This is a genomic window from Microvirga massiliensis (assembly GCF_001006805.1).
In the GTDB taxonomy this organism is placed as follows: domain Bacteria; phylum Pseudomonadota; class Alphaproteobacteria; order Rhizobiales; family Beijerinckiaceae; genus Microvirga; species Microvirga massiliensis.
This window is the reverse complement of sequence record NZ_LN811352.1, coordinates 322,964-335,222: the sequence shown is the minus strand read 5'-3', so window position 1 is coordinate 335,222 and position 12,259 is coordinate 322,964. Positions and strand designations below refer to the sequence as shown.

General features: G+C 62.4%; 11 protein-coding genes. 2 read left to right on the top strand and 9 right to left on the bottom strand.

Annotated elements, in window-relative coordinates:
- Positions 1–72: 72 nt before the first annotated feature.
- The 3 genes from BN1233_RS10490 to BN1233_RS10480 form a co-directional block, all read right to left on the bottom strand.
- Entirely contained in the window at positions 73–1,062 is a 990-nt protein-coding gene (locus BN1233_RS10490; protein WP_046863504.1) for a Bug family tripartite tricarboxylate transporter substrate binding protein, read from the bottom strand.
- Positions 992–2,173, bottom strand: coding sequence for a 4-oxalomesaconate tautomerase (locus BN1233_RS10485; protein WP_082145420.1), 1,182 nt, complete (start codon positions 2,171–2,173; stop codon positions 992–994). The genes BN1233_RS10490 and BN1233_RS10485 overlap by 71 nt, the downstream gene beginning before the upstream one ends.
- Positions 2,174–2,494: 321 nt before the next feature.
- Positions 2,495–3,070, bottom strand: coding sequence for a cytochrome P460 family protein (locus BN1233_RS10480; protein ID WP_046863502.1), 576 nt, complete (start codon positions 3,068–3,070; stop codon positions 2,495–2,497).
- Between the two features lie 538 nt (positions 3,071–3,608).
- On the opposite strand from BN1233_RS10480, the gene BN1233_RS10475 reads away from it, so the two are divergent.
- On the top strand, positions 3,609–4,490 hold the full coding sequence (locus tag BN1233_RS10475; protein WP_046863501.1) for an alpha/beta fold hydrolase: 882 nt from the start codon (positions 3,609–3,611) through the stop codon (positions 4,488–4,490).
- A gap of 69 nt (positions 4,491–4,559) precedes the next feature.
- On the opposite strand, the gene BN1233_RS10470 is transcribed toward BN1233_RS10475, so the two are convergent.
- The 6 genes from BN1233_RS10470 to BN1233_RS10445 all read right to left on the bottom strand — a co-directional run bounded on the left by BN1233_RS10470 (position 4,560) and on the right by BN1233_RS10445 (position 10,347).
- Positions 4,560–4,748, bottom strand: a complete 189-nt coding sequence (locus tag BN1233_RS10470) for a hypothetical protein (protein ID WP_244889824.1) — start codon at positions 4,746–4,748, stop codon at positions 4,560–4,562.
- 48 nt (positions 4,749–4,796) lie between these two features.
- The gene (locus BN1233_RS10465; protein WP_046863499.1) at positions 4,797–5,213 is read right to left on the bottom strand and encodes a cupin domain-containing protein; all 417 of its coding nucleotides are present in this window, start codon (positions 5,211–5,213) and stop codon (positions 4,797–4,799) included.
- A 579-nt stretch (positions 5,214–5,792) separates the two neighbouring features.
- On the bottom strand, positions 5,793–6,461 hold the full coding sequence (locus BN1233_RS10460; protein ID WP_046863498.1) for a 3'-5' exonuclease: 669 nt from the start codon (positions 6,459–6,461) through the stop codon (positions 5,793–5,795).
- Positions 6,462–8,276 (bottom strand): DUF294 nucleotidyltransferase-like domain-containing protein, encoded by a 1,815-nt coding sequence (locus BN1233_RS10455; RefSeq protein WP_046863497.1) that lies wholly within the window; start codon positions 8,274–8,276, stop codon positions 6,462–6,464.
- A gap of 71 nt (positions 8,277–8,347) precedes the next feature.
- The gene (locus BN1233_RS10450) at positions 8,348–10,042 is read right to left on the bottom strand and encodes a cation acetate symporter (protein WP_046863496.1); all 1,695 of its coding nucleotides are present in this window, start codon (positions 10,040–10,042) and stop codon (positions 8,348–8,350) included.
- Positions 10,042–10,347 (bottom strand): DUF485 domain-containing protein, encoded by a 306-nt coding sequence (locus BN1233_RS10445; protein ID WP_046863495.1) that lies wholly within the window; start codon positions 10,345–10,347, stop codon positions 10,042–10,044. The genes BN1233_RS10450 and BN1233_RS10445 overlap by 1 nt, the downstream gene beginning before the upstream one ends.
- Positions 10,348–10,959: 612 nt before the next feature.
- Between BN1233_RS10445 and BN1233_RS48280 the strand changes: the two genes are divergently transcribed.
- A partial coding sequence (locus tag BN1233_RS48280; RefSeq protein ID WP_046863494.1) for a DNA translocase FtsK occupies positions 10,960–12,259 on the top strand: 1,300 nt, incomplete at its 3' end.

Below are 12,259 nucleotides of genomic sequence, written 5' to 3'. Positions count from 1 at the left end.
GAGATTCCACGTTCCGGAAGGAACGTGAGCCGTATGGTGAGACGGCGGCCCGAGCCTCCCAAGCCCAATGCGTCAGTTCATGGTGATCGAGGCCTGCTTCACGATCTCCGCCCATCGCGCGGATTCCGCCCTCATCATCGCGGCGAACTCCTCGGAGTCATTGCCGATCGGCTCCGCACCCTCCGCCTCGAGCCGTGCGCGCACGACGCCCGCGCTGATCGTCTCGATCGTGGCGGTCCGGATCTTGGCCGTGATCGTCTTCGGCGTGCCCTTCGGGACAACGAAGCCGTACCATGCCATGGCCTCGTAGTTCGGCCATCCGCTCTCCGCCGCGGCCGGCACATCCGGGAACTTCCTCGACCGATCCTTGCCCGTCACGGCGAGCGGGCGCACCTGCGAGGCCTCGAGCAGGCCGAGCACGGACGGAATCGTGGTGATCATGAAGTCCAAGCGGCCACCGAGGAGGTCATTGAGGGCAGGGCCCGCCCCCCTGTACGGGACGTGAGTGGCCTCGAGGCCAGCCACTTGGCCGAGGAGGACGGTGGCGAGATGGCTCGCCGAGCCGTTCCCGGCCGATCCGTAGGTAAGCTTGCGCGGGTTCTTCCGGCCGTGTTCGACAAGCTCTTGCAGGCTCTTGAAGGATGAAGTCTGCGGCACGACGACGATGAGCGGCGCCGCGGCGATCAATGTCACCGGGTCGAACGCCGTCAGGGGATCGACCTTCATGTTGGCGAACAGGTGTGGGTTGACGACCATGGGTCCTTGGTTGGCCATCAGGATCGTATAGCCGTCCGGGTCTGCCCTGGCGGCCTGCTGGGTGGCGACATTGCCTCCCGCAGCACCGTTGTTCTCCACGATCAGGCTCTGGCCCAGTTTCTCGCCCACGCCCTGGGCGACGAGGCGAGCGATGGCGTCGGTCCCGCCGCCCGCCGCATAGGGCACCAGAAGGCGCATCGGCCGGGTCGGGAAGGTGTCCTGCGCCCGCGCGGTGTCAGGCGACGCAGCGATCGTCGTCGCCGTCGCGAGGAATGCGCAGCAAAGCAGTCGGCGCGTGATCGTCATGGACATTGTCTCCTCGTGATCCTTCCGCCCGGGGCACGATCGCGGCGCTGGCCGGGACGATGATGCTTCCCTCGAAGATGCGGCGGGCCGTGCGGACTAGGCTCGCCCGCTCGACGTGTCCGGCATCGTCGAGACTGAGGTCGATCTCGATGCGTCCGCTCGGATGCTCGAGCGTAACGGGCGACGATGGGCCGGGAGCGGCAAGATCGAAGGCGATGCTGCCGGGCAGCCGGCACGCGGCAGCGGTGCACAACGCGCCCGTGACGGCGTGATTGCGATGGCAGCGATGAGGTACGAAGTAGCGGGACGTGATGGTCCCGCCATGCCGTGCGGGGGAAAGCACACCGACCTTCGGGATGATGCGGCCCGCGACATCGCCCAGCCCCATGCGCTGTCCGGCTTCCCGGCGGATCACCTCAAGGCGCTCGAGGAGGGGAGCGTTTGCATCGAGGTCCTCGGGCCTCTCGTCCCCCGCGATGCCAAGATCGGAGGCGCGCAGAAGCACCATCGGCATCGCATAGTCGATGAGGGTGACGGGCATGTTGTCGATGTACTCGCGGGCCGCGCCGGTCGGCAGCAGGGCGCCCGTCTTCGAGCCCATCGCGTCGAGGAACGTGAGCCTGATCGGGGCGGCGGTGCCGGGAACTCCGTCGATGGCGGTCGCGCCGTCGTACAGCACGCGGCCGTGAGGCGTCTGCACGACCGCCTCGACGACAGTCGAGGTGTTGCGGTTGAGGACCCGGACGATCGTCTCGCCGGTCTGTGCCTTCACGAGGCCCGCTTCGATAGCGAACGGCGCGACCGCAGAGAGCATATTCCCGCAATTAGGGCTGAGATCCACGTGGGGGCGATCGACCGCGACCTGGGCGAACAGGTACTCGACATCGATCCCGGGCCGGACCGAACGCCCGATGATCGCCACCTTGCTGGTCAGCGGATTGCCGCCGCCGATTCCATCGACCTGGAGGGCATGCGGTGAGCCGAGCGCTGCGAGCAGCACGCCATCCCTGGCCTCCGGATGTTCGGGAAGATCGGCTTCCAGAAAGAACGGCCCCCGGGACGTCCCGCCCCGCATAAGCACGCAAGGGATCCGCAGGGAGGCTCCGTCCAAGGCTGGCAGCGAGGGTTGCACGGCGGCAGGTCCATCCGGTTCTGGTCCTGCGCCGAGGATCTCAAACCTCTTCCGTGCTGTGAAATGCAAAGATCGGGGGCACTATTCCGCGATGAGCATCAATTCCGGAGACTCGGTACGCGATTTCGACTGCGTCACCCGACCGTCTGATCAGGATCAAACTCTGAAGATCACCTGTCCTTCAGGCACGTCCGGTGCTCCCTGCTGGAGCAGACATCTGACTAGCTTACGAGAAGTGCCACAACCAGCCGTGCGGAGGCGTCAGCGGAGCGGAAGGCAGTCGGCACATTCCTGTGCCGGTCACCTCTTTCCGTACTCCGTAAACACGTAATCTCTTGTCTCCACGACCGTGTGGCACGCGAACCCGCACTTGGCGTCGTTCGCCTGGGGCGGCTTGTCAGCCAAGGTGCCGGGCGTGAACGTGTCGGACGCGGCGTCATACTTGAACACCGCCCATCCCCAGCCACCACTATCCGCGAACCTCTTGCTGTCCTTGACCATGAAGTCCACGTCATGCTGGGGGCCCGGCACCGTCGTCTCCGGGAAATACTGGTTCTTCTTCGGGGTCCAGTGGATCTTCGCCATCTTGGCACCGTCCGGGAAGGGCTTGCCGTTGTCGGGAATGCCGGCCCGGTAGGCGTCGATCATCTCGGGATTGGCGAGGATCACTGCATCGAGTTCGCCACTGTGACTGGTGGAAACAACCGGCCAGTCTTCGTATCCCTTGAACTCGGAGAACGCGAGCCCGCCCGGCACCTTCAAGGTATACTTGTCCGACTGGGCAAGGGCGATGCCGCCCAAGGCGGCGAGCACCAACCCAAATGCAGTGGTCGAACCGACTCGTAAACCGCGGAAAGGCGAAGGCTTCTTCGTCATGGCTCCCTCCTGATGAAGACGCTTGGGAACGATGCACGGGATCCGGATCTGCGGCTGTCCATGTGCTCCTCCTTCGGGGTTACGCAACCACGCGCTACAGGAGCGATATCGAAGAGGCGTCGATCAAAAGCGGCTCGCCAGGAGCCCAGGTCCAACGCAGGACAGGATCTGTAATCATGGGAGTCTGTCATCCCGCCGTGGCAGGAATGCGACGCTGGTCGGTTGTTGCTAATGCACCGGGATCATCGCAGCGTGGATACGCTCCTGTTCGACGCTCTGAACTAGTTGATAGGATGCAGGTTTCCTCCTGGAAGATAACAGCCCTGCATGTTGGCCGGTCTGACAGGGCATACCAATTCTCGAATTGGTCAAAGGCAATCGCAAGCTGTCTTATTCTAGTGAGTTTGTTACCATGTTCTCGTCGTCGCGACCGGGCCAGATTCGTTCGACGGACGCTTACCCAGCCCGCCATCGACCCAATCACGAGACAGCGGCGCCGGTCCTGCCGGCCGGCTATGTGGTAAGGGATCACATCCCCATGACTTACATCACCACCAAAGACGGCACCCGGATCTTCTACAAGGACTGGGGTCCCAGAGATGCTCAGCCGATCGTGTTCCACCATGGCTGGCCATTGAGTGCCGATGATTGGGACAATCAGATGATGTTTTTCCTGGCAGAAGGATATCGCGTGATCGCCCACGACCGCCGGGGCCACGGGCGGTCGGACCAAACCGACAGCGGCAACGAGATGGATACCTATGCAGCCGATGTCGCCGAACTGGTCATGGCACTCGACCTCAAGAACGCGATCCATATCGGCCACTCGACGGGTGGCGGCGAGGTCGCGCGTTATGTGGCGCGAGCGGAACCGGGACGCGTGGCCAAGGCCGTGTTGGTCGACGCGGTGCCTCCCGTGATGGTCAAAAAGGATTCAAATCCGGGTGGGACGCCAATCGAGGTGTTCGACGGATACCGTGCCGCACTTGCCGCCAACCGCGCCCAATTTTACCTCGATGTTCCGAGCGCCCCTTTCTACGGCTTCAACCGGCCAGGTGCGAAGGTGTCAGAGGGTCTGATCCGCAACTGGTGGCGACAGGCCATGATGGGGAGCGTCAAGGCCGGGTATGAGTGCATCAAGGCCTTCTCCGAAACCGACTTCACCGAGGACTTGAAGGCGATCGACGTCCCGGTGTTGGTGATCCACAGCGAGGACGACCAGATCGTGCCCTATGCCGATTCAGCGCCGCTGACGATCAAGCTCCTGAAGAACGGCACGCTCAAGACCTACAAGGACCTGCCGCACGGCCTGTGCCAGACTCATCCCGAGATCGTCAATCCGGAGATACTTGCCTACATTCGCGGGGAGGACGTGAAGGCAGACCAGCAAGCGGCCGCTACCGCGCCTGTCACGGCGTGAACTTCGGCTGCGGGCCCGGCCAGGCGGCCGGGCTCGCACAAAGCGTTCATACGCCGGCCATAGAAAACATCAAGGCGGGCCGTCCCCGTATTCGGTTTCGGGTACTTCTCTGTCGAGTGCCCTTCTGACAAACTCTACGGAATCGATTGCCGCCCCAAGTTGCGTGCGAAACTGCTCGATCGCTTCTTTCATCGGCGACGGCAGGTCTCCCCAATAGTCAATGACGCGGCTCATCGCTTCTTCGACGGTGCGCAGCATGTCCTCCATTGCAACTTCACGGTAGGTTCTCGCCATAGCTCTGTTGCCTCAGTTCCCGAATGGGATTGTCAGTTCGGTTTCGTTCGCGTCGACCACGAACACCGCGAGGAGCTTGGCCGGCTGCGTCTCGCTGGCATTGGCGCTGACGCCGTGGCGGTCCCCGGGCAGCTCGGAGAAGCTCTGTCCGGCCGTGTAGGTCGTTACCGGTCCGTCGTTGACCTGACTGCGGATCGCCCCCTCGAGAACGGTCGCGTAGATGAAAGCGGATTTAGCATGCGTGTGGCCAGGCGAGTAACCGCCCGGGCCATATTCGACGAGCACGCCCTTGATGCTCTTGCCAGGGACGTTCGGCAGCTCGTGCTGGTAGACGAGGGTCACCCTGGCGTTCTTCTCCATCGGCGCATCCGCGAGGACGCTGCCGAACGGTAGGGTGGCGACAAGCAGTGAACAGACGAGGCATTTCATGGAGCCCTCCTTCGGTTGACCGATGCGGGATCAGGCTCCTGCCCGTGAGCGGCGGAGCCATTCGTCGAAACCGATGCGGCTGAGGGGCGCCTCGCCCAACGACACGAGCGAGTGCTCGACCGCGCGCTATAGGAGCGACATCGACGAGGCGTCGATCAATTGCGGCTCATCGGGAGCCCAGGTCCAACACAGGACAGGATTTGTAATTATGAGAATTTGTCATCCCGCCGTGGCAGGAATGCGACGCTGGGTCGGTTATTGCCAGGGCTGGGTGCAAGGTCCGTTTCGGATCAACCTCGGTCCTGGAAGGGGCCCAATCAACGTCCACTTCTCCACGTCCTCCGGACCGCATCCACAGCCAATGGATTTGGAGATCACCCTTGGTCAGGGCGAGCTTCAAATTCCTCGTCGTCATCCCCGCCTCGCGAAAGGTTCCGAGGAGTGGAAGAGGCCGACTTCCTTTTGGATCAGTCACTTATCGAATGACTGGCGGCGTGTGCCACCGAATACCGGATCGGCCGGACGGAAGAACGTACCGAGGGGCTCGATTTCGGAGACGACCACTGCCCTCCCGGGTCCTCAGGCCCCGACTGGCGCCATCTGGTATACAGTTCGGTCCCGGCTGATACGAGCGCCTCGCTTCTGCATATCCCGGAGCTGGACGTACATCATGGCCGTCATGACGGCATCGTTGAAGGCCTCGTGTTGCGCGAGGCTCGGAATTCCGAGATCCGAAAGAATCGAGGCAAACCGGAGGTCGTGCACCGTTCCGGGCAGAGCGCCGCCGTATTTCAGAGCATAATACATTGAGGACACTTCGATCCGAGGGTTGGGGAGCTTCGCCTCGATGAAGTGGAGGACATATTTGTCGAGCATGCGGACGTCGAAATCCACGTAATATCCCACGATCGGGCGTCCGCCGATAAATCGCAGAAGGCCCGGAAGCACCTCCCGCATGGCGTGCCCCTCGGCGACATCCTGGGCTCGCAGCCGATGCACCTTGATGGACGCCGATGTCGGTCCCTTGTCGGGCCGTATGACGGCCCGGAAGGGCCTGCTCGTGAGGATGCGGTCGCCTTTGACGATGATTGCCGCGACTGCGACGATCTCGTCGGTCCTCGGATTGAGCCCCGTAGTCTCGCAATCCAGAACCACGACCTCATCAGGAGGGCCCGGCTCGAACAGGAACCGATACGCATGGTCGCCGAGCGTTGCGCGATAGAACAGGTTCCGCAACCACCGGACCATTCAGAAAGCCCCAAGATTATACCGGGTGCGGATCAACTCCCGGAACTGGCGCACGACCCGAAGGGCGTCCCTGAGCATGTCACGGTCGACCGTGCTGAGTTCTTCGAGACGCACGATCGCCTCGGCGCTCCTGGCTCCTTCGAGTTGGGCGCGTAGCTGCGACCTCAGGCGGAACTCCATGAAGACATGGAGTGCGCTGGTCAGTTCCTGACCTAGCTTCGGATCCAGAGCTCCCGTCTCGGCGAGAGCATCGAGGCGGGCAACGGTTGCGTTGACCAGGAGGCCCCTCTCCAGAGCCATCGTCCGGACGCCGTGCACGATTGGGAATATGCCGGCCCTCTTGAGGTCGATCTCGTCAGGGCCGACGCCGACGGTCGCCATGATGGCGTGCAGGACCCCCAGATTCGGAGTCGCGAAAGTTTCGGTCAGGTGAGCGAACCGGGAGAGGAGCGCCGCCTCCCCATGCATGAGAGAAACCAGGGCTTCCTTGGCCCGGAGGCCGAGCTCGGAAGGACCTGCTACCACGGCGGCATCGTAGAAGATGGCCAGATTCATGGCCGCCTCAGCATCCCGGCTCAGGACCCAGAGCTTGAGCTGGCGGATGAAGCTGTCGATGGTCTGCGACCAAATCGGATTGCGCACCATCACGTTGCCGGGGCAGGGCGGGAACCCGAAGGACTCCAACGCGCCGGAAAAGGCGTCCCGGAACTCTGCAAGATCGGAGGCCGGCACCTCCTCGGACAGCAGAAGGGCATTGTCCTGGTCCGTCCGAAGCGTCTGCTCGCTGCGCCCTTCCGAACCCATCAGGAGCAGGCACCCGGCCCGCCGGATGGTGGTCGGGGCCACCATGTCGAACAGCTTTCTGAACAGCCGCTGGTTCAGGTCGGAGGTGATCTCCGCGATCACCTCCACCTTGAGGCCCTGTCGATGCAGGCGCTCGACCTGGGCTTGAATATCGCTGGCGGCGCCGGCGAGATCGTCGAGGCCGCGGGCTCGTTCGATTCTCCCCGGGATCAGCTGCGAATTGCCGGCGAACAGACCCAGGATGTCGATATCTTCGAGAAAACCGATGTACTCTTCATTCGACCGGATCGCGAGGCGCCGCTTGTCGTGCTTCGTCATCAGGAGAAGCGCTTCGAAGACGAAGTCGTCCGCATCGACCGAGATCACGTCGAAATGGCAAGCCTCACGCACCGGCGTATCGAGCGGCAGGTCGCGGAGCACGACGGCTTTCGACAAATTCATTCCGGTGATGACACCGATCTTTTGTCCGTCGCGCACAAAAAGGGCATTGATGTCGTGATCGCGCATGCGCTGCCCGGCCTGCTTGATCGTGCTCGCGCCATCGATGAAGACGGCTCCGCCATGACGCGCCCCGCGGATGCGGGAGCGCAGAACGCTCTCGACGCCCTCTACGGTCCTCAGCTCGGCGAAAGCGTCGAGCTTGCGCGAGACATCCGCATAAAAGAAGGCTGCAAAGGCGCCATTCCGTCGAATGAGGCTGAGGATGATGTTGCCCGGAATCAGATGGCAGAGCGTCTCCTCGACGGCGACGAAGTTCTCCCCGGCGGCGCCGTGGACGACTGCACGCGAGTCGAAGCTATCCTTGGCGCGGAGCACGGCATGCAATGCATCTCCGTCCCGGACCTCGACGGCTCCCTTGATCACGACGTGGAGCAGATCCGAAGCCTGCCCCTCCCGAATGATCACCTCTTCCGGGCTGAAGTAGCCGATGTCGAGCACCGCCGTCAGTTCTTCCAGTTCCTGCGGCGTGAGACGGTCGAAAGGCGGGTTGGCGGCATCGAAGCCCTGCATCCGTTAACCCCGTGCAGATACAGGGACGATCACCCCTGATCGATCAGGGGTGATGGGGTCGGGCCCCCTCATCAATGCACGTGCGCTGCAGCGGCGCCAATGCCCGTCTCGGACCGGATATATTGGGCATCGAAAGATGCCCTCTCCGCTTTGGCGCGCTGGCTGGCATCGAACTTCGAAAAGGCCCAGATCCCCAGGAACGCGATGGGCATGGAGAAAATAGCCGGGTTGTCATAGGGGAAAAGCTCTTTCGAGAATCCCAGGGTCTGCACCCAGACCGCCTTGCTCAGCACCACCATCACGACGGCGCTCAACAGGCCCAAAAGCCCTCCAATCAGCGCACCGAGGGTTGTCGTGCCTTTCCAGAGGACCGACATCACGAGGACCGGGAAGTTGCAGCTCGCGGCGACCGCAAAGGCGAGGCCGACCATGAACGCAACGTTCTGATTCTCGAAGATGTAGCCCAGAATGATCGCTACGATCCCGATTGCGATTGCCGAGATCTTGGAGATCCTGACTTCCTTTTGCTCAGAGGTACGTCCGCGCGCGATGACCTCGGCATAGAGGTCATGGCTGACGGCCGAAGCACCGGCCAGGGTGAGTCCGGCCACCACCGCCAGGATGGTCGCGAAGGCCACAGCAGAAATGAAACCGAGAAAGATCGAGCCGCCTGTTGCCGCCGCGAGGTGGACTGCGGCCATGTTCGTCCCGCCGATAATATCTTTGACCTTGTCGTAGGCTCCACCGGCCCCGAGCTTGAAATAGCTCGGATCGTTCATCAGGAACGTGATGGCACCGAATCCGATGATGAAGGTGAGGATATAGAAGTAGGCGATGAGTCCGGTGGCGTAGAAGACCGATTTTCGGGCCGCTTGTGCATCGGACACCGTGAAGAACCGCATCAGGATGTGGGGTAATCCCGCTGTGCCGAACATCAGGGCGAGCCCGAGCGAGATCGCTGAAACCGGATCGGTCACGAGGGCGCCGGGCGCCATGATGGCATCGCCTCTCGGATGCGTTCTCACGGCATCGGCGAACATGGCTTCGGGACTGAAGCCATAGCGCCAGAGAACGATGAAGGCCATCAGGGATGCTCCGGCCAGCAGGAGGCAGGCCTTGATGATCTGCACCCATGTGGTGGCTTTCATGCCGCCGAATGCGACATAGACGATCATCAGCACACCGACGATGACCACGGCGTACAAATAATTCAGGCCGAAGAGCAGCTCGATGAGCTTACCCGCACCGACCATCTGTGCGATGAGGTAGAATGCAATGACGACGAGCGTCCCGACTGCCGAGAGGATGCGTATCTGCGTCTGGTCCAGGCGGAACGAGGCGACATCCGAGAATGTGAACTTGCCGAGGTTCCGCAGACGTTCGGCGATCAGGAACAGCACGATCGGCCAGCCGACGAGAAACCCGATCGAATAGATCAATCCGTCGAAACCGCTGGCGAAGACGAGTCCCGAGATCCCGAGAAAGGAAGCTGCCGACATATAGTCGCCGGCAATCGCGAGGCCGTTCTGAAAGCCCGTGATGCCGCCACCGGCGGCATAGAAATCGGCGGCGGACTTGGTCTGAGCGGCCGCTCGATATGTGATGCCCAGCGTGAGGAGCACGAAGAGCAGGAACATGCCGATGGCCGCCCAGTTCAAGGGCTGTCTCTCTACGGCGCCGAGGTCCGGACCGGCTGCAAGAGCCTCACAGGAAAGGGCACCCGCCGCGAGACCCGTCACGGCAGCGATCAGGAGCAGCCTGGGCATCACACGAGCTCCTTCGTGAGATCACGGGTCAGTTCGTCAAACTGGCTGTTCGCTCTCTGAACGTAAATTCCGGTCAGGACGAATGCTGAGATGATGACACCAAGCCCGAGGATGATCCCCCAGGAGGTGACGCCATCTCCGACCTTTGCGGCGAGGAGGGGCTTGGCGAAAGCGACGAGGAGGATAAAGCCGAAATAGATGACGAGCATCGCAATCGTGAGAATCCAGGCAAATCTCGACCGCTGGTGAACGAGGGCCTGAAATCTCGGGTTTTGAAGAACTCGCTCGTAGTCGCTCTGGGCCATGACTTGAGTCCTCCTTCGAAAGAGGGCCGACGAGCTATGTAATGTCGGCTCGAGACAGAAGCATCGCTATGGCGGGACAGGAGATCGTTCGCAGGATGTTGCGTCGGGTCTCGGTGAAAACTTTCGACTGCAGGCTGTAGCGCGACCGAGGCCGTAGCCGCGCGGGCAAGATATTGCGACGGAGGCGCGGATGCCGATTGGCCATGGCAGGCCCTTCTGCCCAGCAATGGATCTGGTGGGAACAATTCCGCAAAGCTTGAGCGGTTCCACCTGACCACCCACGAGCCTAGCGGTTACGGCGGCAGGCTGGCAAGCTCTCAGGGCGCGGTCGAATCGTAACCCGGGCCCCCACAGGGCCTTCTCGCCTGCAGGACGATGGCCGCTCGGTCCCGAGTCCGACAGGCTCGGCGTGGGGACGGCCTCCCGGCTGATGTGCTTAGAGCGTGGATTCTAACCATCTCTTTACCACTCTGGACCGACTTTGCCGGACGTCAGCCCGTCTGGCGATCCCCGCTCCAACCCACCACCACCATGCATCCAACTCGACGGCCTCCTGTTTTTCGACTCGCAAACGTGAACCTTCCTGAAGAGCAACCCCAAGAAATATCGAACGTGCTGCCCCTCCGGCGTGCTTCAGCCTTTGCCGAGCAGGAGACCCTTCCTGCACCGAATCAGTCGCCAGACGCTTTCCTCAACTCCGAGGAGCGCCCCGGTACTGCCGGCCTGGACGTCGACATCGACGAGCCGGCCTGGCGGCGCGCTTTCGTGACCCCCGACGGAGTGAGATTTACCCGGACGCCCGACAGAGTGTTGCGGGAGCGCAGGGGAATATCCCGCGGCGACGATTCCGGCCTGATAGGCGACGAAGACGAAGCCTCGTTCGGGGCTCCGGCGCAGGCGTGGGATGCGATCAGGGTTGGTTACGGCCGCTACGAACTTCCGGCCGAAGAGACCGAGATCGATACGCCAGTGGGCGCGGCTCCCAGCGTGTCGAAGCCTCGAAACAATGGGGAGATCACGGTCAGGGAGGAACCGCGTAATGGGGCTGGGCTCTGCCCCGACGATTGGGACTCGGAAGCCGTTGTTCTCGAGAGCATCAGCGCCCGAGCGGAAGACCATATTTCGGTCGCTTCAGTGGAGGAGCACACCGCACCCGGGTTCGCCGTGCATGCAGCCTGGTTCTCGAGGCCCGAGTGGTATCGGCTGGTGGGGACCGCCGAAGCAGAGTCGGCTGACGTCATCGATGACGCGCTGGATGTGAGCGAGTCGATCGACACGCCTGCGGACGCTGCCGCCGAGGCACGGTTGCATGGCGAAACCGAGTTGGAAGAGATCGACCTCGGATATCTGTCACTGTATCCGGATGAAGCGGGGCTTCCGGATCTTCTCAGCGTGCCCGTCATTCAGCAGCCTGCCTGTGGCTCCGATGAGTCAGCCGTAGATGTACCGGCGGAGCACGACGTGCGTCAGGTCGATGAGGATAGGCCCGTCGACCCGCTTCCGAACATCTCTCAGAGTGAGCCTCCGGCGCCGAGCCGCGCCATCTCACGCCAGAAGGCCGAATACGAGTTTCCCAGCCTCGAGTTCCTGGCGGAGCCTCCGCTGGCGGAGGGACCGGTCATCACCGAGGATATTCTCGAGGAGTCCGCCGGTCGGCTCGAAAAGGTCATCCGTGACTTCGGCGTGAAAGGTGAAGTGATCCACGCCTATCCCGGCCCGATCGTCACGCTCTACGAACTCGAGCCGGCCCCGGGGACGAAGTCGTCGCGGGTGATCTCGCTTTCGGATGACATCGCGCGCTCGATGAGTGCAGTGTCGGCGCGCGTCGCCGTGGTCCCGGGCCGCAACGCGATCGGCATCGAGTTGCCGAACGAGACGCGGGAAACCGTCTACTTGCGCGAGCTCCTCGCTT